The organism is Salinibacterium sp. dk2585 (assembly GCF_008001035.1).
GTDB lineage: Bacteria > Actinomycetota > Actinomycetes > Actinomycetales > Microbacteriaceae > Homoserinimonas.
Genome location: NZ_CP042856.1, coordinates 2,295,856 through 2,317,510, shown reverse-complemented (window position 1 = coordinate 2,317,510; position 21,655 = coordinate 2,295,856). Strand labels below are relative to the sequence as shown.

Annotated in this window: 21 protein-coding genes; 8 read left to right on the top strand and 13 right to left on the bottom strand. The window is 68.5% G+C overall.

What is annotated here, in order from left to right:
- Positions 1-2: 2 nt before the first annotated feature.
- From FVA74_RS10895 to FVA74_RS10875, 5 genes are all read right to left on the bottom strand, one after another.
- Positions 3-2,648: a DEAD/DEAH box helicase gene (locus FVA74_RS10895; RefSeq protein ID WP_240792219.1), complete on the bottom strand. Its 2,646-nt coding sequence runs from the start codon at positions 2,646-2,648 to the stop codon at positions 3-5.
- 96 nt (positions 2,649-2,744) lie between these two features.
- Positions 2,745-3,107 (bottom strand): YciI family protein, encoded by a 363-nt coding sequence (locus FVA74_RS10890; RefSeq protein WP_168220113.1) that lies wholly within the window; start codon positions 3,105-3,107, stop codon positions 2,745-2,747.
- 2 nt (positions 3,108-3,109) lie between these two features.
- A complete protein-coding gene (locus FVA74_RS10885; RefSeq protein WP_168220112.1) occupies positions 3,110-3,496 on the bottom strand; it encodes a VOC family protein in 387 nt (128 codons plus the stop codon).
- Positions 3,497-3,571: 75 nt separating this feature from the next.
- Positions 3,572-4,951 (bottom strand): APC family permease, encoded by a 1,380-nt coding sequence (locus FVA74_RS10880; RefSeq protein WP_147722375.1) that lies wholly within the window; start codon positions 4,949-4,951, stop codon positions 3,572-3,574.
- A 70-nt stretch (positions 4,952-5,021) separates the two neighbouring features.
- Positions 5,022-5,738 carry an RNase H family protein gene (locus FVA74_RS10875; RefSeq protein ID WP_147722373.1) on the bottom strand — a complete coding sequence of 239 codons (717 nt, stop codon included), beginning with the start codon at positions 5,736-5,738 and terminating at the stop codon, positions 5,022-5,024.
- A gap of 72 nt (positions 5,739-5,810) precedes the next feature.
- Here FVA74_RS10875 and FVA74_RS10870 point away from each other — a divergent pair, with 72 nt between their 5' ends.
- Together FVA74_RS10870 and FVA74_RS10865 are read left to right on the top strand one after the other, a co-directional pair.
- Positions 5,811-6,092, top strand: a complete 282-nt coding sequence (locus FVA74_RS10870; RefSeq protein ID WP_147722371.1) for a helix-turn-helix transcriptional regulator — start codon at positions 5,811-5,813, stop codon at positions 6,090-6,092.
- Complete coding sequence (locus FVA74_RS10865; RefSeq protein ID WP_147722369.1) at positions 6,089-6,478, top strand: VOC family protein; 390 nt, start codon at positions 6,089-6,091, stop codon at positions 6,476-6,478. Before FVA74_RS10870 ends, FVA74_RS10865 begins: the two co-directional genes overlap by 4 nt.
- 9 nt (positions 6,479-6,487) lie before the next feature.
- Here FVA74_RS10865 and FVA74_RS10860 read toward each other — a convergent pair whose 3' ends face one another.
- Positions 6,488-7,078 (bottom strand): NADPH-dependent FMN reductase, encoded by a 591-nt coding sequence (locus tag FVA74_RS10860; protein ID WP_147722367.1) that lies wholly within the window; start codon positions 7,076-7,078, stop codon positions 6,488-6,490.
- 105 nt (positions 7,079-7,183) lie between these two features.
- On the bottom strand, positions 7,184-7,534 hold the full coding sequence (locus tag FVA74_RS10855; RefSeq protein ID WP_147722365.1) for a TfoX/Sxy family protein: 351 nt from the start codon (positions 7,532-7,534) through the stop codon (positions 7,184-7,186).
- Positions 7,535-7,638: 104 nt separating this feature from the next.
- Here FVA74_RS10855 and FVA74_RS10850 point away from each other — a divergent pair, with 104 nt between their 5' ends.
- The 3 genes from FVA74_RS10850 (at position 7,639) to FVA74_RS10840 (ending at position 9,468) form a co-directional block, all read left to right on the top strand.
- Positions 7,639-8,097 carry an RNA polymerase sigma factor gene (locus tag FVA74_RS10850; protein WP_147722363.1) on the top strand — a complete coding sequence of 153 codons (459 nt, stop codon included), beginning with the start codon at positions 7,639-7,641 and terminating at the stop codon, positions 8,095-8,097.
- Between the two features lie 79 nt (positions 8,098-8,176).
- On the top strand, positions 8,177-8,794 hold the full coding sequence (locus tag FVA74_RS10845) for a methylated-DNA--[protein]-cysteine S-methyltransferase (RefSeq protein ID WP_147722361.1): 618 nt from the start codon (positions 8,177-8,179) through the stop codon (positions 8,792-8,794).
- Positions 8,791-9,468, top strand: a complete 678-nt coding sequence (locus FVA74_RS10840) for a DNA-3-methyladenine glycosylase I (protein WP_168220111.1) — start codon at positions 8,791-8,793, stop codon at positions 9,466-9,468. The genes FVA74_RS10845 and FVA74_RS10840 overlap by 4 nt, the downstream gene beginning before the upstream one ends.
- A gap of 37 nt (positions 9,469-9,505) precedes the next feature.
- Here FVA74_RS10840 and FVA74_RS10835 read toward each other — a convergent pair whose 3' ends face one another.
- From FVA74_RS10835 to FVA74_RS10815, 5 genes are all read right to left on the bottom strand, one after another.
- Complete coding sequence (locus tag FVA74_RS10835) at positions 9,506-10,009, bottom strand: DUF805 domain-containing protein (protein WP_147722359.1); 504 nt, start codon at positions 10,007-10,009, stop codon at positions 9,506-9,508.
- A 24-nt stretch (positions 10,010-10,033) separates the two neighbouring features.
- Positions 10,034-11,476 carry an NAD(P)/FAD-dependent oxidoreductase gene (locus tag FVA74_RS10830; protein ID WP_187266472.1) on the bottom strand — a complete coding sequence of 481 codons (1,443 nt, stop codon included), beginning with the start codon at positions 11,474-11,476 and terminating at the stop codon, positions 10,034-10,036.
- Positions 11,460-13,229, bottom strand: a complete 1,770-nt coding sequence (locus FVA74_RS10825; RefSeq protein WP_147722357.1) for a lipase maturation factor family protein — start codon at positions 13,227-13,229, stop codon at positions 11,460-11,462. Before FVA74_RS10825 ends, FVA74_RS10830 begins: the two co-directional genes overlap by 17 nt.
- Before the next feature lie 133 nt (positions 13,230-13,362).
- The gene (locus FVA74_RS10820; RefSeq protein ID WP_187266473.1) at positions 13,363-14,691 is read right to left on the bottom strand and encodes an MFS transporter; all 1,329 of its coding nucleotides are present in this window, start codon (positions 14,689-14,691) and stop codon (positions 13,363-13,365) included.
- Positions 14,692-14,728: 37 nt separating this feature from the next.
- Positions 14,729-15,616, bottom strand: a complete 888-nt coding sequence (locus FVA74_RS10815) for a DUF4349 domain-containing protein (RefSeq protein ID WP_147722355.1) — start codon at positions 15,614-15,616, stop codon at positions 14,729-14,731.
- A 99-nt stretch (positions 15,617-15,715) separates the two neighbouring features.
- Here FVA74_RS10815 and FVA74_RS10810 point away from each other — a divergent pair, with 99 nt between their 5' ends.
- Entirely contained in the window at positions 15,716-16,600 is an 885-nt protein-coding gene (locus FVA74_RS10810) for an alpha/beta fold hydrolase (RefSeq protein ID WP_147722353.1), read from the top strand.
- Between the two features lie 9 nt (positions 16,601-16,609).
- Positions 16,610-17,608 carry an aldo/keto reductase gene (locus FVA74_RS10805; protein WP_147722350.1) on the top strand — a complete coding sequence of 333 codons (999 nt, stop codon included), beginning with the start codon at positions 16,610-16,612 and terminating at the stop codon, positions 17,606-17,608.
- 7 nt (positions 17,609-17,615) lie between these two features.
- Here the strand turns inward: FVA74_RS10805 and FVA74_RS10800 are convergent, their stop codons facing one another.
- Positions 17,616-18,818: an MFS transporter gene (locus tag FVA74_RS10800; RefSeq protein ID WP_147722348.1), complete on the bottom strand. Its 1,203-nt coding sequence runs from the start codon at positions 18,816-18,818 to the stop codon at positions 17,616-17,618.
- Positions 18,819-19,038: 220 nt separating this feature from the next.
- On the opposite strand from FVA74_RS10800, the gene FVA74_RS10795 reads away from it, so the two are divergent.
- A complete protein-coding gene (locus FVA74_RS10795) occupies positions 19,039-21,570 on the top strand; it encodes a ribonucleoside-diphosphate reductase subunit alpha (RefSeq protein ID WP_147722346.1) in 2,532 nt (843 codons plus the stop codon).
- Positions 21,571-21,655: the final 85 nt, after the last annotated feature.

The window sequence follows — 21,655 nt, the reverse complement described above, 5'->3', positions numbered from 1 at the left end:
CGTCAGCCGTCGACGAGCCAGCGGATGTCCTCCGCCGTGAGCTTCTCCGAGAACACGCCATCCGCGTCCATCACCGAGGAGAACAGTTCAGCTTTTCGCCGGGAGAGCGCGAGGACCTTCTCCTCGATCGTGTCGGCCGCGATCATCCGATAGACCATGACGTTGCGCTGCTGCCCGATGCGGTGGGCGCGATCGATCGCCTGGTTCTCGGCCGCCGGGTTCCACCACGGGTCGAGCAGGAACACGTAGTCCGCCTCGGTCAGCGTCAGGCCGAAGCCGCCGGCCTTGAGGCTGATGAGGAACACGGATGCCTCACCCTCAGTGAAGCCGTCGATCACCTCACGGCGCCGCCGCGTCGACCCGTCCAGGTAGGCGTAGCGGATGCCCGCGGCATCCAGCCCGCCGGCAACAACCTGCAGGTAGGAGGTGAACTGGCTGAAGACGAGCGTGCGGTGCCCCTCGGCGGCGGCCTCCTCGAGCTGTTCGAGCAGCACCTCGAGCTTGCTCGACGGCACGCCCGCGTGGGCCTCATCGATGAGGGTGGCGTCGAGCGCGAGCATCCGCAGCAGGGTCAGCGAGCGGAAGATGATCATGCGGTTGCGGTCGACGTCGTCGATGAGCCCGAAGAGCTTCTGGCGCTCGCGCTGCAGCACCGTGTCGTAGAGGTGCCGGTGCTCGGGCTGCAGCTCGACCGTCACGACCTGCTCCTGCTTCTCGGGCAGGTCGGCCGCGACGAGCGCCTTCGTGCGGCGCAGCATGAGCGGGCGGATGCGACGGCGAAGGCGCTCGAGGCGCTCCCGCTGTCCGCCCTCGATCGGGCGCACGTATTCCTCCGCGAAGCGCCGGGCCGAAGGGAAGAGCCCGGGCGCGACGATCGCGAAGAGCGCGCGCAGCTCCATGAGGTTGTTCTCCATGGGTGTGCCCGTGATGGCGAGCTTGAACGGGGCGACGAGGTCGCGGGCGCAGCGGTGCACGAGGGCCGCGTGATTCTTGACGAACTGCGCCTCATCGAGCACGAGCCCCGCCCAGGTCGCGGCGCGGTAGTTGGCGAAGTCGAGGCGGAACAGCGCATAGGAGGTCACCACGATGTCGGCCGAGAGGTCAAGCTCCTCACCCGTCGTGCCGACCTGCTGCACCCGCAGCATGGGCGCCCAGCGTTCGGCCTCGGCGGCCCAGTTCGATACGACCGAGGTGGGTGCGACGACGAGGAAGGGATGGCGCGCGCTCGCGGCATCCGTCGCCGTTCGCCGCACGTGCTCGACGAGCGCGAGCGTCTGCAGCGTCTTGCCGAGCCCCATGTCGTCGGCGAGCACGCCGCCCAGGCCGTGGGAGTGGAGGAAGGCCAGCCAGTCGAGCCCCTCCTGCTGGTACGGGCGCAGCGTCACGTCGAGGCCGTGCTCCACGCGGGGAATCTCGGCGGCGTCGAGCAGCCCGCGCGCGGCGGCCCGCCACTCGACCGCCTCGTCGGTCTCATCAGCGAGGTCTTCGAAGTCGGCCCAGAGGCTCGCCTGGTAGCGGCTGATGCGGGGCGCGACGTCCCACTCGTCGATGTCCTGCGCCTCAGCGATCAATTCGCGCAGGCGGTCGAAGACCGGCAGGGTCAGCTTGAGGTGCGTGCCGTCGACTAGCTTGAACTTCTTCTGCCCCTTCGCGAGCGCCTTGAAGAGCGGGCCGAAGGGGATGTCGTACTCGCCGACCCGCACGATGATGCCGAGGTCGAACCAGTCCGGCTGGTCGGTGGGCACGGTCTTGATGATGAGCCGGGGCGGTTCGGGGTGCTCCTCGTCGCGCTCCGCGGCCGGGGGAGGCGCGGGCGCAGGCACCGTGACCGTGGCATCCGTGCTCGTGACGCCCACGCGGCGCTGCAGTTCGGGCACGAGCTCCGCGACGACCTGGTCGACGGATGCCGCGGGCACGACGATCGCGTCCTGCTGCAGCAGCGCCTTCCGCTCGGGTGTGAGCGGCCGGTTGAGCGGGGCCAACTCGAAGCGGGGCGGCGTGAGCTCGAAGCGGTAGAGCCCGTGGTCGGCGATGACGCCGACGGATGCCGCGGCGGTCTGCTGGGCGTCGAACTCCACCCGGGGGGCCAGCGTCAGTCCCTCGGCGTTCGACGATGCGTCGAGCGTGACGCGGGCCTGCCGGCCCAGCAGCACCTCAGCGCCGCGGCTGCCGCCCGTGCTGCCCACGAAGGCGATGCCGAGCCCCGCAGCATCCGCCAGCAGGTTCCACAGGAGGGGACTCTGGTAGTCGTCGAGGTGCAGCCAGTCGCCGTCGCGGCCCGTGTAGACGTCACGGACGGGTCGGTGCAGGGCGGCGAACTGCGAGAACCACGCGTGGTGCGCTTCGTCGAGGTTGGCTGCGCTCGCCTTGAAGGGCAAGTTGGCCCAGGAGAGTTCGGCGCGAGTCCAGTTGCCGGCCGTGCTGCGGGCGACGGGACGCACGGCGAGGCGCACCTCGCCGATGATCGCCGCGTCAGCCGTGACGGTGCGGGCGACGGCGCCGCCCCAGCGACGCACGGCGGGAGGGATCAGCTCGCGCAGTTCGAACTGGAGCGCCATCGCGCGGCCCCCCGGCAGGCCCTCGTGCTCCCCGACGAGCGCTTCGAGCCGACCACGCCAGGTTTCGTCGGGTGGAGTCGGCGTGGGCACCACCCGAGTCTGTCACGCACATCCGACACCTGAGGTACTGACCACGGCCGTTGGGCTCACGGCCGTCTACGGCACAGCATCCGTTATTCGCGGCGTCTAGGGGCGGATCGCATCCGGGTGCAGCTCCCGCACCTCCCGCACCTCGACCGCCGAGCCGACCGCCTCGGCCATGCGGGCGGCGATCTCGAGCGCGCGCGACTCATCCGTCACCCGCACGACGATGAAGCGCAGCAGCGGCGTCGCCCCGGCGAGGGACCCGTCGTGGATGCCGCCGTGCCGGTCGACGAGGAACGCGTCATGCCCGTCTTCCAACACCTCGGAGTAGACGAGTTCGCCGCTCTGCGCCAGCTCGTCGTCGAGCTGCACCATGAATGAGGTGACCCGCTCCGCCCACGCTGAACCGTGCGCGCGCACCTCCGACTCCTCGCCGAAGACCATGAGCATGTACTTCACCTTCATGGTCATTCCTCCTGCACTGCGTCGGTGACGGTGTCCCAGACGCCGAGGAGGTTGCCCTCGCTGTCCTTGAAGTAGGCGTAGCGCCCCATGCCCTGCATCGTCAGGATTGCCGACACCATCTGGCCACCCTTCGCAGTGATCGCGGCCACAGCATCCTCGATGCGGTCGACGGTGATGACAAACGTCGGGTGCGGAACATCGCTGCCCCGCTGGTGGATGTCGCCACCGATGCCGCCCTCGGCGGCCTCCACCATGATGTTGCCGTCGCCCCAGTTCTCCATCTTCCAGCCGAAGACCTCGGCATAGAACGACTGCGCCCGCTCGAGGTCATCGGCGGGGATCTCGAAATGGTTCACGATTGCCTTCATCTCGAAAGCGTGCGCCGCCATGGCCCCAGAGTCAATAGGCGGCATCTCAACTTTGCGGCCCTGGTTGGCCTTCTCCTGATTGTGCTGATCGCGGTGTTACTGCTCGTCGCGCCGGGGCGACGCGGCGGTCGCGGTGTCCGCGGCATCCGTGTCGTCGCCCTTCTTCGACCACCAGCGCGTCGCAAAGTAGAGGCCCACCCCGACCGCGACCAGGATGAGCGCGCGGAGCCACACCTCGCCCGACTGCTGCGTCATGAGAGCGATGCAGGAGAGCACCGCGAGCACGGGCACGAAGGTCCAGACCTTGAAGTGGTCGCTCTCGCCCTTGTCGCGGCGCAGCACCAGCACGGCGATGTTGGTGCTGAGGAAGACGAACAGCAGCAGGAGCACGACCGTGTTCGCGAGGGTCGAGAGATCGCCCGTGAACGTGAGCCCCATGGCGACGATCGTCGTGACGATGATGGCGACCCATGGGGTTCCGCGGCCGGAAAGCACCTTGCCGAGCGGGGGCGGCAGCAGGCGCTGCTTCGCCATGCCGTAGGCGAGGCGGCTCGCCATGATCATGGTGAGGAGGCATCCGTTCGCGACCGCGATGAGGGCGATCGCGCTGAAAAGCCACGGCGGGATGCCGGCGCCCGTCTCCTCCACGACGGCGAGGAGGGGGCCGGTGGACTCCGCAAGCTCCTCCGGCGCGAGTGTGACGGTGGATGCCGCCGCGACGAGCATGTAGAGCGCCCCTGCGGTCAGGAGCGAGGCGAAGAGGGTGCGGGGGTACACGCGGGCGGGGTCACGGATCTCCTCCACGATGTTCGCCGAGGTCTCGAAGCCCACATAGGAGTAGTAGGCGAGCAGCACGCCGGCCATGACCGCCAAGGCAGGGGTCGTGTCAGGGTTGAACTCGGTGAGTCGGCTGAAGTCACCGTTGCCGCCGCCCACGAAGACCCCGACCGTGATGAGCACGATCAGCAGGCCCGTCAACTCGATGGCCGTCATGACGAAGTTCGCTTGCATCGACTCCTTGATGCCGCGCAGGTTGATGAGCGCCACGAGCACGAGGAAGAGCACGGCACCCAGGATGGGCGGGATTTCGATGAACACGCTCAGGTAGTCGCCCGCGAACGCGAGTGCCAGTGCGGCCGCGCTCACGACACCGGCCGCGAGCATCGAGAAGCCTACGAGGAATGACACGATCGGTTTCTTGAACGCGCGCTCGGCGAAGACCGCCGAACCGCCCGCGCGCGGGTACTTCGTCACGAGTTCCGCATAGGAGCCGGCGGTCAGCAGCGCCAGGAGGAGCGCGATGCCGAGCGGCACCCAGATCGCGCCGCCCGTCTCGCCCGCCATGACGCCGACGAGCGCGTAGATGCCGGCGCCGAGCACGTCGCCGAGGATGAAGAGGAAGAGGAACAGGCCGGAGATGTTGCGCTTGAGCTTGGCGCTGGCCGGAGGTGTCTCGACTCCTGCAGGTGAGGTCATGAGCAGAAGGTAGGCCCGAACCGCTCCGGCGGCAATGCCTGCGAGTGCGGGAGGCTGGGAGTATCTGCGCCTAGATGAGGCCGCGGAGCAGCTCCTCCGGCGTGACGCCGCGATCGCGTGCCCGGCGGAGCAGCCGCTCGTGCTCGTCCTCGGTCAGCGAGATCGTGAACGGATGCCACGTCGGTGCGTCGAGCGAGAAGAGGGCGTCGTCCTCCTCCTCGAAGGAGGCGCCAACGCGTTCGGGGCCTGCGAGCTCAGCGGCGGGGTCGATTGTGGGCCGAGGAGCGCTGACCTCGGGCCGCACCTCGGTGCTGATGGTGTGGCCCGCCGTGAAGCCGGGGCCGCTCGGCACGGGGGTGCCGCGGCGGTAGGCCTCCGCGACCGCGCGGGCACGGACATCCGCTGCCTCGTTGAGCTCGTGGCCGACGTGGCCCTTGACCCACTCGAAGGTGAAGTCGCGACCCTGGAGCGCCTCGTCGAGTTCCTTGAGTAGCTCGACGTTCATGACGGGGGAGCCGTCGGCCTTGCGCCAGCCCTTGCGCTTCCACCCGGGCATCCACTTGGTGACCGAGTTGATGACGTACTGGCTATCGCACAGCACCAGCAGGTCTTCGTTGACGTGTGCGGTGGCGCGGAAGAGCTCGAGCACGGCCTTCAGCTCGCCCTGGTTGTTGGTGGCGTGCTTCCAGCCGCCGGCGTCCCAGCATCCGTCGTCGACGTACCAGGCCCAGCCGGCGGGGCCTGGATTTCCGAGTGCTGATCCGTCGGCGGCGGCGATGATCGTCATTCGGCAATCGTAGCTTTGCGCCCCGACAGCGAGTGCTTGACAGGCAAGTGAGCACTTGCCTATCATGAGTGCATGAGCGACGTGTACAAGGCCCTGGCCGACGAAACGCGCCGCCTCCTGCTAGACGAACTCATGCAGCGCGATGAGCAAACCCTCTTCGAGCTGTGCACCAAACTCGCCATGCACCACGACCTGACGCCCACCCGGCAGGCGGTGTCGCAGCACCTCGACGTGCTCGAAGCAGCGGGACTCGTGCGCACGGAGCGCCGGGGGCGCTACAAGCTCCACACCATTAACACCGCCCCGCTCGCGCAGATCGCCGAGCGGTGGCCCTCGCGAAGGACACACACATGAAGCTCCAGACCGTCAGCATCGTCGTCGATGACCAGCAGCAAGCACTCGAGTTCTACACCGGCACGCTCGGCTTCGAGGTCGCCGCCGACGTGCCCATGGGCGAGCACCGCTGGCTCACTGTCGTGGAGGCGGGCAAGCCGGACGCGACGCAGATCTCCCTTGAGCCGAAGGCGCACCCGGCCGCCGTCGCCTACGCGGATGCCCTCCTGGCCGACGGTATCCCGTGCTGCATCATGGCGGTGGACGACGTGCAGGCAGAGTACGACCGGCTCGTCGCCGAGGGTGTGGCCTTCACGCAGCCGCCAAGCAACATGGGCCCCGTCACGATCGCCGTGCTCGACGACACCTGCGGCAACCTCCTGCAGATCGCGCAGCTCAACGGCTGAGCGAACCGTCTACGCCTTGGGGATGACCGTCAGCACGCGCGTGATGAACTCGAAGTAGGAGTTCATGTAGCCGGTGAGGAACTCCTTCGTCGACTCGTTCGTCACCTCGCCGTCGTCGGTGATGAGGCCCGGCGTCATCTGGATGTAGGCCTCGGGCGAGTTCATCTGTGGCGAGTCGCAGAAGCTCAACACGCTGCGGAGGTTCTGCTGGGCGACGGCCGTGCCGATCGCGCCAATCGACGCCCCGATGACCGCAGAGGGCTTGCGCGCGAAGGAGTTCTGCCCCCACGGCCGGCTCGCCCAGTCGATCGCGTTCTTGAGCGCGCCCGGGATGGCCCGGTTGTACTCGGGCGTCACGAAGAGCACGGCGTCGACGGATGCGATGGCCTCCTTGAGTGCGCGACCCTCGGCCGGGTAGTCGTTGTCGTAGTCGTAGCTGTAGAGCGGCAGGTTCGCGATGGGGATCTCGGTGAACTCGAGCTCCTTCGGGGCGAGTCTGATGAGCGCCTTCGAGAGGGTGCGGTTGATGGATGCGGTCGCGAGGCTCCCGACGAAGTAGCCGACCGTGTAGGGCGGTTCGTGGTGGTGGATCTCCGGCATGGCGTGCCTCCTCGGCGTCGTGGACGTGCGGATGCCCGCCACGCTAGGTCGGGCGGCCTCAACGTTGGGCGAGACTCAGGCGACTCACGGCTGGACGTCGCGGCGTCAAGGCTGGGCGCTGCGTGTCACGGCGCGGTTGTAGCGCATGGCGACCTCGAGCCACTCACCGAGCCCGCCCTCGTCGGCGATCGCATCCGCCTCGACCTCGATCCACCCCGGCCCCATGTCGCGCCCCTCGCCCATCTCCGCCTGCCGTGCTCCGGCGCGCTCGACGAGTCGCTCGTGCTCCTCGGCTGCCACCCGCACGAGGAGCCCGCCGTTCTTGAGGGCGCTCGCGATCATCTTCTCGTTGACCATGAACGATCGACCGCCAAACATCGACACCTCGCGCACGGTCGGCTCCTCCGCGAGCCGGGCGCGAAGACGTTCCACGAGCTCGCCCTGTTCCGGTGTCATGGTGCCTCCCTCGTCGTAGGGCAACGGTAGGCGCTCCGCCGGGGCCGTGGCTAGGGCGCGATCACCCGGGCGCCGCTGTCGGAGGGCACTGCCAGACTGGGCGGGTGAAGCATCCCTTCGAGCGCGTCGTGCAGCAGCATGGCGCGACTGTGCTGCGCGTGTGCCGGGCCGTGCTGGGCGTGCAGGACGCGGATGACGCGTGGTCCGAGACCTTCCTCGCCGCGCTGCGCGCCTACCCCTCGCTGCCCGATGACGCCAACGTCGAGGCATGGCTCGTGACGATCGCGCACCGCAAGGCGATCGATGTCATTCGCGCGCGCGAGCGTGCCCCGCTGCCGGTCGCGGAGCTTCCCTCCACAGGGGTCGCGCCCGCGAAAGATCCAGACCTCTGGGCGCTCGTCGCCACCCTGCCGGATCGGCAGCGGCAGGCTGTCGCTTACCACTTCTTCGCGGGACTCCCGCACTCCGAGGTTGCCGCCATCGTCGGCTGCTCTCCGGATGCCGCACGCCGGGCCTCCTCCGACGGTGTCGCCGCCCTGCGAGCCAAGTGGTTCCCCCCGTAGCGATTCTTCCTGCCGCCGACCTCACATCCGTGCCCACCCGCGCGTCTACAGGGAAACGGCACCACGACAAGGAGCTCCCATGACCACCATCTTCGAGGGCGCACCGCCCGCGCTGCAGCCCGACCATTTAGAGGAGGCGGCAGCGCTCTCCCGACTGCATGAGCGACTCGAGACGGATGCCGCGGCATCCGAACTCCTCGACGTCGCCTACCGCACGGTCGACACCCCGATCGGCGCGCTGCTCCTCGCCGCGACCCCCGCGGGCCTCGTGCGCCTCGCCTTCGAGCGTGAGGACTTCGACACCGTGCTGGAAGCGCTCGCCGCCCGAGTGAGCCCGAGGGTGCTCGAGTCACCAGGCCGTCTCGACGCTGCCGCCCGGCAGGTCGACGAGTACTTCGCGGGCACGCGCCGGGCCTTCGACGTGCCGCTCGACTGGCGGCTGACGAAGGGCTTCCGCCGCGCCGTGCTCGAGCATCTCGCGGGGATCGGCTATGGGGCGACCGAGAGCTACACGCAGGTCGCCGCCGCGACGGGCAGCCCGCGCGCCGTGCGCGCCGTGGGTACCGCCTGCGCGACCAACCCGCTGCCCATCGTCGTGCCGTGCCACCGCGTGCTGCGCTCCGACGGTTCCCTCGGCGGCTACCTCGGCGGGCTCGACGCCAAACGCGTGCTGCTCGGGCTGGAGGCGGCAGCGTGAGCGCCGGCACGGAGGCGGCGACGGCCGCGGCTGGCGCTGCGTCGGCCCCGACTGGTGCTGCACTCAGCCCGGTTCCCGAACCGTCGCCCCTCCTTGTCGGCGACGACGGACTCGCCAGGCCCGCGTGGGCATCCCGTGACCCGCTCATGCGGGAGTACTACGACACCGAGTGGGGCATGCCCGTGCGCGACGAGCGTGGAGTCTTCGAGCGGCTGAGCCTCGAGGCGTTCCAGTCCGGCCTCTCATGGGCGACGATCCTGCGCAAGCGCCCCGCCTTCCGCGCGGCATTCCACGACTTCGATCCCGACACGGTCGCGGGCTACGGCGAGGCGGACTTCGACCGGCTCATGGCCGACGCGGGCATCGTGCGCAACCGCCTCAAGATCGCGGCAACGATCCAGAACGCCGCCGCAACGGTCGCGCTGCGCGAGGAGGGCGGGCTCGCCGAGTTCGTCTGGTCATTCCAACCGGCTGAGACTCCCAAGCCGGTCACCTTCGCGGATGTCCCCACCACCTCGCCCGAATCGACCGCGCTCTCGAAGGCGCTCAAGAAGATGGGCTTCACCTTCGTCGGGCCGACAACGATGTACGCCCTCATGGAGGCCATCGGCATCGTCGACACCCACCTCCTCGGCAGCCACCGCCGGGGCAGCTCTGGGGTGTGGGCGGAGTAGGCGCCGGGATTGCGCGCCACCTCTGGCAGTCGCCGCGTCACGCGTCGAAGCGCGCGCCCTCCCAGCTGGACCGGCGGAGCATGAGCGCCAGCAAGATCAGGCCGCCGGCCGGGATGAGAGCGAGCAGCGCCCAGGCGCCAGACAGGTTGGAGTCGTGGAGGCGGCGAACGGCGACCGTGACTCCGGGAACGAGCGTGAAGAGGACCCATGCTGCGCCGAGGATCGCGAAACCCGCAACTACTGCCGACTCGGAAGGCCCGGTCGCGCTCGTCGTGAAGACGGTGAGGTCCGCGAAGAACCCCGAACCGAAAGGCCCGACTCTCAAGCTCGGCTGGGGAGCCGATCCGGCCACCAGGAGGGGTACGGCGAACAGGCATGTCCCGACGACGAGGATGTTGACCAGCATCCACCACCAGTACTCGCTGCGGCTCGCACGGCCGCGCAGGAGGAACGCGTCCCTCACGAACCGCGCCATGGCAGTCGGCAGCGATGCGCCGGAGGCGGGCGGGGAATCCGCGAGTATTCCGGTGGCGTAGGTCACAGCCCGATGCTAGGGGAGTGCCGCTCAGTTTCGATAGGGCGCCCGCATGCCGAAGTGCTCGCGCAGGGCGAGGTCGGCCGCGTACCAGCCGTTCATGCCGTGGACGGCGGGCCCAGGGGCCGTCGCCGCGGAGCAGAGGTACAGGCCATCGACGGGAGTCCGCCACGGGGTGCGCGAGATCACCGGACGCTTGACGAGCTGCAGCAGGTCGAGCGCGCCGGAGAAGATGTCGCCGCCGATGTAGTTGGCATTGTGCGCCTCGAAATCACTCGTCGACATCGTGTTCGAGGCGACGATGAGGTCACGGAAGCCCGGAGCGAAGCGTTCGATCTGCCGAATGACCGACTCCGTGACATCCGCCGTGCTGCCGTTGGGCACGTGCGTATAGGTCCAGAGCACGTGGTGGCCCTCCGGAGCACGCGAGGGGTCAACCACGGAGGGCTGCACCGCCAGCACGTAGGGCTTCTCGTGCACACGACCCCGCGCGACCGCGTGCTCGGCTGCCACGATCTCCTGCCGCGAACCGCCCACGTGCACGGTCGGCGAGAGCGCGACCTGCGCGTTGGACCACGGCACAGGCCCGGAGAGGGCGAAGTCGACCTTCGCCGCCGCCTGCCCGTAGCGGAAGCGGGCGAGCGCCCGCGCGTACTTCGCTGGCAGGTCGGTGAAGCGGGCGAGCATCCGCGGCGTCGTGTCGAGCAGGGTGATCTTCGACGGCTCGAGATCCTTCGCCGAGGTCACGGTCGTGCCCAGGCGGATGCGCCCGCCCATCGCCTCGAAATCGGCCGCCATCGCGTCCGCGATCGCCTGGGAACCCCCGAGCGGCACGGCCCAGCCACCGGCGTGCGCATGGGCGGCCAGCAGGATGCCCGCGCCGGAAGTCGTGAGCGACGGTTGGGAGTGGTTCGTGTGGGCGGCGACGCCCGTGAGCATCGCGCTGGCTGCCTCGCTTGAGAAGCGCCGGTTCCAGCTCGCCGAAGTGCCCTGCTCGAGCGTGCGCAGGCCGTAGAGCACCGCCGCCGGGATCGAGTCGGGCACCCGCAGGAGCTGCGAGCCGGTGAAGTCGACGATGCCATCGATGCGCTTGATCAGCGGCGCGAAGAAGCGGCGCCACGCCCTGCCGTCGGGCCCTAGGCCGTCGACCGTGCGGTCAAGCGAGTGCCACGCGATGCCGGCCCGTCCACCGTCGAGCGGATGCGCATACGACGCCTCCGGGATGACGAAGTCGACGCGGCGCTTGAGGCCCCACGCCTGGAAGAAGGGCGATGCCAGCGCCGCCGGGTGCACGGCCGAGCAGACGTCATGCAGGTAGCCCGGGCCTGTCAGCTCGCGCGTCTGCAGGCCACCGCCCACGACATCCGCCGCCTCGGTCAGCACGACCTCGAGGCCCGCCTTGGCGAGCGTCAGCGCGGCGGCAAGACCGTTGGGCCCGGCCCCCACCACATTCGCATCAACCACGGGCACCATCCTGCCCGGGTTCGGGGGTGCCGGGGTCCGGCTCGCCCGCCGGGTTCTCGACATCGACGGCGTTGGCCCCGTCGGGATCCACGTCGGGGTCGCGCGCGGGCGCGCCCGCCGCGGTCGCGCCATCCGCAGATGGATGGGTTTCGTCGTGCGGCGCTCGGTTTTCGGCAGGATGCTCGTGTCGCGATCTGAGCTTTCCGCCGAAAGGTGAGCGCGGCGCATCCGCACCGGTGCCCGACGGCGCGAAGGGGCCGCCGCCCCGCGCGGCGTGACCCGGCCCGAGCTGCACGGGCCCCACGAGCTCGTCGATCGGCGTGCGGATCCACCACAGCCGACGCTGGCGCCGCTCCTCGTGCGTCGCGAAGCGGTAGAGGAAGACGCGCGCGCGCACCCACGAGGGCGGTGCGTCCGGGAAGGGGTTGAGCCGGAGCAGCCGGAGCACAGCCTTGTCGCCCTCGAGCAGACGGATGAGCAGCACACTGAACCACCGCTCCTGCCGGCCCAGCGCCAGGAACCACATGAGCCAGTCGAGCCGAAGGTGGTACGGCGCGAACTGCCGCGGCACCCGCGTCGGGTCGCCGGGCTTGCCCTTGAACTCGTACTCGCGCCATCCGCGGTCGGGCGTCGGCGCGCGGGTGCCCTCGATGACGATCTCGTAGCGCTCCTTCGTCACAGTGCCGAACGCCCCGTAGGCGTTGACGAGGTGGTAGCGGTTGAAGCTCGCGTTCATGAGCTGGTTGCTCGAGAACAGGTTCAGGAGCGGGCGCCAACTCAGCACGACCAGGAACGCGGATGCCACGAGCACCACGATCGCGAACCACGTGTACTCATCGGCGACCCCGAATGTGCCGGCCTCGCCGCGCCCCGGCAGCTCCCACCCGGGCACCCAGGCGTTGAGGGCGGTCGCGGCCTTCACGAGCCACGGGAAGTCGGCGATCGCCGAGAAGGCGAGCACGATGCTGAGCCAGTTGAGCCACGCGAAGTTGCCGGTCAGCACGAGCCAGCCCTGCGTGCCGATGATGATGACGGCGGCCACGGAGGAGGCGATCTGCGCGACCGGATGCGGGATGAGCGCCGCGAAGAGGAACCACGGCACGACGAGCTGCGCGAAGTGGGAGCCGAGCACCTCCGCCTTGTGGAACCACTTCGGCAGGAGGTGCGCGAATCGGCTGAGCGGCCCCGGCATGGGCTGCGTCTCATGGTGGTACATGAGGGCCGTGAGGTCGCGCCACTCGCTTCCGCCGCGCATCTTGATCATGCCCGCGCCAAACTCGAGCCGGAACACGAGCCACCAGCACAGCACGATGATCGGCAGGGGCGGCGGCACCTCGTTCGAGCCGAGGAACGCGACGATGAACCCCGCCTCCAGCAACAGGCTCTCCCAGCCGAAGCCGTAGAAGGTCTGGCCGACGTTGACGATCGAGAGGTACAGGGTCCACATCAGGAGGAACACGAGCAGGGGAACCCACGGCGGCCCCATTTGCGGCAACCCGACGACGACGGATGCCGCGGCGAGGGCCCCGACGAGGCAGACGAGGCGAAGCATCCGGTCGCTGTAGTGCCAGTGGAAGATGCTCGGCGCCTGCCGGAAGGTCACGCGGCGCAGGAACGCGGGCGTGGGCGAGAGGCCGCGCTCCCCGAGCAGCGCGGGGAACTGGTTGAAAGTCGACAGGAAGGCGACGAGGAACATGGCGGCGACGCCCCGCTGCAACACCTGCCGCGCGAGCTCGTACTCGGTCGCCCACATCCACTCCATGCGCCAGACGCTAGAGTCGGCGGTCCGCCGCCGCTCTCACCAAGCACCCAGCGAACCCCGCCACTTCCCGCTGAGACGACACTCAAGCACCTTCACAGTGCCCGGGAGGGTGTTTGAGTGTCGTCTCAGCGAGTTAGGGCGTCGGCGTGAGCGCGTCGTAGGCGCGGAAGGACGGCGTCAACCGCAGGCACAGCGCGATGAGCGCGATGATCAGGATGCCGCCGAGCAACGGCGGGAACCAGAGCCCCGCCACGAGGGCAACCGCGCCGACGTAGAAGTCTCCGATGCGGGGCCCGCCCGTGACGACGACGATGAAGATGCCCTGCAGGCGTCCGCGCATGTTGTCGGGCACGGCCGTCTGCAGCATGGTCGAGCGGAAGATGGCGCTGACGTTGTCGGATGCCCCGGTGCCGGCCATCATGATCGACGCCAGCACGAGCGCGGTCAGGTTTGCCCCCGCGATGTCCTCCGTGGCAGCGGCGAAGCCCCCGAGCTGCACGACCGCGATGACGACGCCGAAGCCAAGGACGAAGGCACCGTAGGCGGCGATGGACCAGCCGATCGCGATGCCGTGCCGCCGCACGGTGCCGAGCTTGCCCGACAGCAGGCTGCACAGCAGGGTGCCGATCGCGCCAGCCGCAGTCAGGATCCCGACCGTCACCGCGCCGCCGCCGATGAGGAGCGCCCCGACGGCCGGGAACAGCGCGTGCGGTCGCCCGAAGGTCATGGCGATGATGTCGACGATGAACGACATCCGGATGTTCGGTGCCCGCTTGAGAAAGGCGAGCCCCTTGCGCACCGACTCGAGGCCCGGGCGGTGCAGTTCGCCCTCAGGGGTGATGGAGGGCAGCGCGATGATGCCGAGGAACGCGGCGCAGAACAGCACGACGTCGAGCGAATAGGTCCACGCGAAGCCGAGGCTCGCGACGAGCACGCCGGCGATCGCCGGGCCGACCGTGATGGCCGCGCCCGCGCTCATCCCCTGGAGGGCGGATGCTGCGGGCAGCAGGTTCCGCGGCAGCAGGCGCGGCGTGATGGCGTTGCGGGTCGCCCCCATGATCGTGGCCGCGACCGAGTTGAGGGTCGTGAGCGCGTAAAGGTGCCAGAGCTGCTGCACGTCGAGCCAGGTGATCGTGGCGAGGGTCGCGATCGCGAGCCACGCGGCGACGGCGGCCAGGAGGGCGACGCGTCGGCGATCGAAGGCGTCGGCGAGCATCCCGCCGTAGAAGCCCGCGAGGATCATGGGCACGAGCGCGATCGTGCCGACCATGGCGACGGCGAAGGTCGACTCCGTCATGGAGTAGACGTGCAGGCCGACGGCGACGACCGTCATCTGGCTGCCGATCGTCGAGATCGCGGTGCCGATCCACAGGCGGGCGAAGGCGGGACTGTGCTTGAGCGGCGTGAGGTCGATCAGGTGCGCGAGGCGCCGACTCTTCGGGGGTGTTTCAGGCGCAGGCACCCGAGAAGCCTACGCCGTGCCGCCGCCGGCGCGTGCCTCAGTCCCGGGCGTCGTCGGGCGTTGTCGAGACCACGGACGCAGCACCGCGCTGGCGTCGACGCCGCCGCAGCAGCACCCAGGTCAGCAGCAGCGCAATCGCGGGCACGATGAGCCACGGCAGGATGACGCCGAGCGCGACGAGTAGGAACGACACGAAGCCCACAAGCGCATCCCACCCGGCGACGAGCCCCGTCCAGAAGGTGTCGGGGTCGTCGACCGGGGCGTCGGCCTCCGAGCCGAGGTGCACCGTGATGGTCGAGTAGTCGACCTGGTCGGCGATCGAGCGACGCTGGGACTGGAGCGACTCGAGGTCGGCCTGCCGCTCCGCGAGCGTCGACTCGATCGTGATGAGGTCACTCGTCGTGTCAGCATCCACCATGAGCGCGAGCAGGCGGTCGACGGATGCCTCGAGTGCCGTGATGCGCGCATCCAGGTCCTTGGCGACCGAGGTGACGTCCTGACGATAGGTGCGCGTCTCCTCAACCTCGCCCAGTTCCTCGAGGTCGTTGAGGGTGCTGCTGAGCTTGGCCGAGGGGATCCGCACGGTGAGTTCGGCGCGGCCCGGGTCGTCGTCACGCGGCGCCGTCTCGGAACGATTGTCGACGTGTCCGCCTGCCCGCTCCACGATGTCGGCTGCCGCATCGGCGGCGTCGCGCGGGTCCTCGACTGTGAGCCACAGGTCGCCCGTGACGATGACCTGTCGCCCCTGCGCTTCGACCTGTTCAACACGTCGCTCATCCGAGACGTCGGGCAACGCCTCGCCGACTGCCTGCCCACCGGAGTCGGAACGGGCCTCGGAAAAGCCGCTCCGGGCATCCGCGGAGCAGCCGGTGAGGGCCGCGAGCGTCAGCAGGATCGTGGCCGGGAGCAGGAGTCGTCGCCTCATGGGCTCAGGCTATGGGTGGGGTGAACTACAGCACCACCCAACGTTTGCAACGATCCGAGCGTCAGGCGCGACTCGGTGCCCGCTGACATACTCTGCATCATGACCTTCGGCAGCAGCATCCGCACCGCATTGGCAACCGTCGGTCTCGCCCCGCGGCCGGTGCTTCATGTCGCGGGCGATGTGGGGGAGGGGCCCGTCGTCATCCTGGTGCACGGAATCGCGTCGTCGTCGGTGACGTTCCAGAACCTCGTGCCGCTCTTGGAGCGAGACCACCGTGTCATCTCGATCGACATCCTGGGGCACGGAGAGTCGCCGACCCCCGCGAACGCCGAATACACCATCGAGGAGCATGTCAAGTGGCTCCAGCGCACCATAAAGCGCCTGCGCATCCGGGACGAGTACACGATCGTCGGCCACTCCCTCGGCGCCTTGATCGTGTCGCGATTCGCCCGGGTCACGCGCGACCGCATCACGAAGGTCGTGCTCGTGAGCCCCCCGGTCTATCTATCGCCGCAGGAGATCGCGGACCCGATCGACCGCGCCGCCGTGGGCGCCTACCTGCGCGTCTACGAGTACCTCCGCAGCCACAAGGAGTTCACGATCAAGCGGGCCGCCGTCGTCGCCCGGCTCATGCCCATCCGCGACTCATTCGAGATTACGGAGCGAAACTGGCGCGCCTTCGTGCTCTCGCTCCAACGGTGCATCGAATCGCAGACCACCCTTACCGATATCGCCGCCATCAGGGTGCCGGTCGAAATCATCTACGGCGCACTCGACCAGTTCATCATTCCCGGCAGCATGAAGCTGCTCAAGAACATGCGCAATGTCACGGTGCGCCGGGTCGACCTCAACGACCACATCGTGCGGCGCAGGCTCGCCCGGGAGATTGCGGCAGCCATCCGGGGCGAGCAGCAGGACACGGATGCCGCGGAGCGCCGCGACCCGCAGCATTCCGAACCACCTGCGGACACCGACGCGGGGTAGCGTCGAGGGATGCACACTCGTACCCTCGGCCGCACTGGTCGCACCGTCTCAGTCATCGGCCTCGGAACCTGGCAGCTCGGCGCGGACTGGGGTGACGTCAGTGAAGCGGATGCCACGGCCGTCCTCGACGCGGCCGTGCAGTCCGGCGTCACCTTCTTCGACACCGCCGACGTCTACGGTGACGGCCGCAGCGAGAGCATCATCGGCCGTTACCTCGCCGACAACCCGTCGATCGACATCACGGTGGCGACCAAGATGGGACGGCGCGAGGAGCAGGATCCCGCCAACTTCACGCTCGGCAAGTTCCGCGAGTGGACCGATCGCTCGCGCCGCAATCTCGGCGTCGACACGCTCGACCTCGTGCAGCTGCACTGCCCGCCAACGCCCGTGTTCTCGAACGACGCCGTCTACGACGCGCTCGACACCCTCGTCGAGGAGGGTGCGATCGCGAACTATGGCGTCAGTGTCGAGACCGTCGATGAGGCGCTCGCCGCGATCGCGCGTCCCGGCACGGCCTCGGTGCAGATCATCCTCAACGCCTTCCGCCTCAAGCCCCTCGACGCCGTCTTGCCCGCGGCCAAGGAGGCCGGCGTCGGCATCATCGCTCGCGTGCCCCTCGCATCCGGCCTCCTGAGCGGTCGCTACACGACCGAGACGACCTTCGCCGAGAACGACCACCGCACCTTCAACCGCGGCGGCGAGGCCTTCGACGTGGGAGAGACCTTCTCGGGCGTCGACTTCGAGGCCGGCGTCGCGGCGGCGCAGGAGTTCGCGGCCTTGATCGCAGGGGAGCCTGCGGCATCCGGATACTCGACCGCGCAGGTCGCCCTCGCGTGGGTCGCACAGCTCGACGGCGTGAGCTCGGTCATCCCTGGCGCGCGCAACCCGGAGCAGGCGCAATCGAACGCGGCCGCGGGTGAACTCCCGCAGCTCAGCGAGGGCTTCACTGCGGGCGTGCGAGACATCTACGACCGCTACTTCCGCGCCGCCGTCCACCCGCGCTGGTAGGAGCGGCTCACTCCTTGAGGGTGAGCACCGGCTCCGTGTCTGGGATGGGGCTCGCGTCGCGGCCGCGCAGGTCGGGGCCGCGGAAGAAGACGGCGACGATGACCCCCAGGAACGCGAATACCGCCGCCACCCAGTAGGCGCCCACCGCGTCGAAGCCGTCGATCATGAAGCCGGCGAGGGCCGAGCCGATCGCGGCGCCGATCAGCTGGCCGGTGCCAATCCATCCGTAGGCCTCGGCGGTCTCGCTGAATTTGACGCTCGCCGAGGTGATCGTGAACATCGCGGCGAGGGCGGGCGCGATGCCAACTCCCGCGATGAAGAGGGCGATGGAGATCCACCACAGTTCCAGGATGAGCATGGCTGCCGCGAGGCCGACGAAGACGATGCCCATGCGGCGGGCGAGCGCCCACGGATCGATCTGCCGGTGACCGAACGTCAAGCCGCCCGCGAGCGAGCCGACAGAGAAGATCGCGAGGGCGATGCCGGCGCTCGCGTCGCCGTGGCCGAAGGTCGCGACGACTCCGGCCTCGATCGCGGCACAGGCGCCGACGAGGAGGAAGCCGAGGCCCGTGGCGAGCAGCACGGTCGGCCGGCCCAGCACGGCGCCCATGCGCCTGCGGGCCCGGGGGATGCGCACCTGGCTGAGTTCGCGCGCTGCGACGAACCACGCTGTGCCCACGATGAGGAACACGAGGGCGAGTAGGATCGCCTGCCTCGTGCCCACCTGGGTCGCGACGAAGGTGGTGACGACCGGGCCGACGACCCAGATGATCTCCTGCGCCGAGGCATCGAGCGAGAAGAGGGGGGTGAGCTGCTTCGCGGGTACGAGCTTGGGGTAGATCGTGCGCACGGCCGGTTGGATGGGCGGGTTCGAGATGCCCGCGATGAAGCCGACGAGCATGTAGAGCGCGACCGACATCTCGACGAGCGCGATCGTCGCCACAGCGGCGGCGCAGACGGATGCCGTCAGCACGATGACGGGCCGCATGCCCCAGACCCCCATCCATCGGGTGGTGACGGGCCCGGCGATGGCCTGCCCGATGCTCGTCGCCGCGAGCACGAGGCCGGCCGCGCCGTAGGAGTCGTGCACCTGCTCCACGTGCAGGAGGAAGGCGAGCGAGAGCATCCCGCCGGGGAAGCGAGCGACCAGCTGTGACCCCATGAGGCGCCCCACGCCGCGGGTCTTCAGCAGGTCGATGTAGCGCTTCACAAGAGCACGAGTCTAGCCCCCGAGGGTGGCGTTTCACGGTCCAGCATGGGGCGGATTCGGATGTCGGTGGTTGCCTGCAGGATTACTGCACAGGCTGTGCAGAACTCGGCGAAGTTATGCACATCTGTGGATGACACGCCCACTAGATATAGGGATATGTTCTCGGGCACACCCCGCTATATAGTGGTCGAACGCTGAATCGGCACAAAGGGGAAAAAGAGTGGGAATCACCGTAGTCAAGCGCGACGGCACACGCGAGCCATACGATGCGAACAAGATCAACCTCGCGATCGAAGAGGCCAGCAAGGGCCTCGACGAGAACATCACGTGGGTGACCCAGATCGCGAGCGAGCTTGAACTGACACTCTTCGACGGCATCACGACGCAGCAGCTCGATGAGGCCGTCATCCAGGTGGCCCTGCAGAACGTCAAGGACGACCCCGCCTTTGACACCGTCGCGGCGCGCCTCCTGCTCAAGACCATCTACAAGCGCGTGCTCGGCGACTACGAGAACGACGACGACCTCCGCCGCCTGCACGTCGAGCACTTTGGCCCCAACATCCGCCGCGGCGTCGAGGAAGGCCTCCTCGACCCGCGACTCGTCGAGCTCTTCGACCTCGACCAGCTGGCCGCCGCCCTCGACCCCACGCACGACGGGCTGCTCAAGTACATCGGTGTCGTCACGCTCAACAACCGCTACGGCATCAAGGGCCGCAACGGCGACGCCCTCGAGGTTCCCCAGTACTTCTGGATGCGCATCGCGATGGGCCTCTCGCTCAACGAGCCCGACCCCAACGCCACCGCCATCGCCTTCTACGACAAGATGTCGAAGCTCGAGTACCTCGCCGCCGGCTCGACGCTCGTCAACGCGGGCACGATCTACCCCCAGCTCGCGAACTGCTTCGTCATGGAGATGCAGGACGACATGGAGCACATCGCCAAGACGACGCGCGATGTCATGTGGCTCACGAAGGGCACGGGCGGCATCGGCCTCTCGGTCACGAAGCTGCGCGCCCAGGGTTCGCCCATCCGCTCCAACAACACGACCTCGACGGGCCCCATCCCGTTCATGCACACGATCGACTCGATCCTGCGTGCCGTGAGCCGTGGCGGCAAGAAGTTCGGCGCCCTCTGCTTCTACATGGAGAACTGGCACATGGACTTCCCCGAGTTCATCGACCTTCGCCAGAACTCCGGTGACCCCTACCGTCGCACCCGCACCGCCAACACGGCCGTGTGGATCAGCGACGAGTTCATGAAGCGCGTGCAGAACGACGAGGACTGGTACCTCTTCGACCCGCTCGAGGTCGCCGACCTCAACGAGCTCTACGGTGCCGCCTTCTCGGCTCGCTACAACGAGTACATCGAGATGGCCAAGAACGGCGAGCTGCGGATGCACAAGGTCATCAAGGCCCGCGAGCAGTTCAAGGCGATCCTCGTCTCCCTGCAGGGCTCGAGCCACCCGTGGCTCACCTGGAAGGACACGATCAACAACCGTGCCCTCAACAACAACACGGGCACGATCCACCTCTCGAACCTCTGCACCGAGATCACGCTGCCGCAGGACGAAGACAACGTCTCCGTCTGCAACCTGGCATCGATAAACCTCAGCCGCCACCTTCTCGTGGATCCCGTGACCGGCAAGGTCAGCATGGACTACAAGAAGATCGACGAGAGCGCCCGCATTGCGGTGCGCCAGCTCGACAACCTCATCGACATCACGCGCTCCTCGGTCAAGGAGGCGGATTTCTCCAACCAGCAGAACCGTGCCGTCGGTCTCGGCGTCATGGGCTTCACCGACATCGTCGAGAAGCACGGCTTCTCCTACGAGAGCGAAGAGGCCTACGAGTTGATCGACGAGATCATGGAGCACGTCTCCTACGCGGCGATCGATGAGAGCGCCGAGCTCGCCAAGGTTCGCGGCTCCTACACGAACTTCGAGGGTTCGCGCTGGTCGCAGGGGCTCGTGCCGATCGACTCGATCGCGCTCACGGAGCAGGACCGCGGCGTCGAGATCAAGGTCAACCGCAAGACGCGCCTCGACTGGGACGCGATGCGGGAGAAGGTCAAGGGCGGCATGCGCAACGCGACGCTCATGGCGATCGCACCGACGGCATCCATCGGCCTCGTCGCCGGCACGACGCCCGGCCTCGACCCGCAGTTCTCGCAGATCTTCAGCCGCTCAACCTCGAACGGCAAGTTCCTCGAGGTCAACCGCAACCTCGTCGCCGACCTGCAGAAGCTCGGCATGTGGGAGAGCGTTCGCGAAGACATCCTGCGCAGCCAGGGTGACATCTCGCGGGTGGCGTCGATCCCGGACCACCTCAAGGAGGTCTACAAGACGAGCTTCCAGCTCTCGCCCTACGCCTTCCTCGAGGTCGCGGCGCGTGCCCAGAAGTGGATCGACCAGGCCATCAGCCGCAACATGTACCTCGAGACTCGTGACCTCGGCGAGATGATGGACATCTACTACGGGGCATGGGAGCGCGGCGTCAAGACGACCTACTACCTGCACATGAAGCCCCGTCACCAGGCCGAGCAGTCCACCGTCAAGGTCAACAAGACGGCGGAGATCTCGGGCGGAGCGAAGCGCGGCTTCGGCGCGGCCAGCTCGGCAGCGGCATCCGTGCCCTCCTCCGCGACGCCCGCAGAGGAGCAGACCGCGGTGAGTGCCGCCCCGGCAGCAGCTCCCGCCGTCTCGGCACCCGCCCGCCGCGGCTTCGGCAGCGTCGCCCCGAAGGAAGGTGCGTGATCGTGAAAGGCCACACCATGAGCGCAAGCATCGACGACTACTCCGTGCCGGTCGATCCCATGGACGACCTGCAGTGCGACAGCTG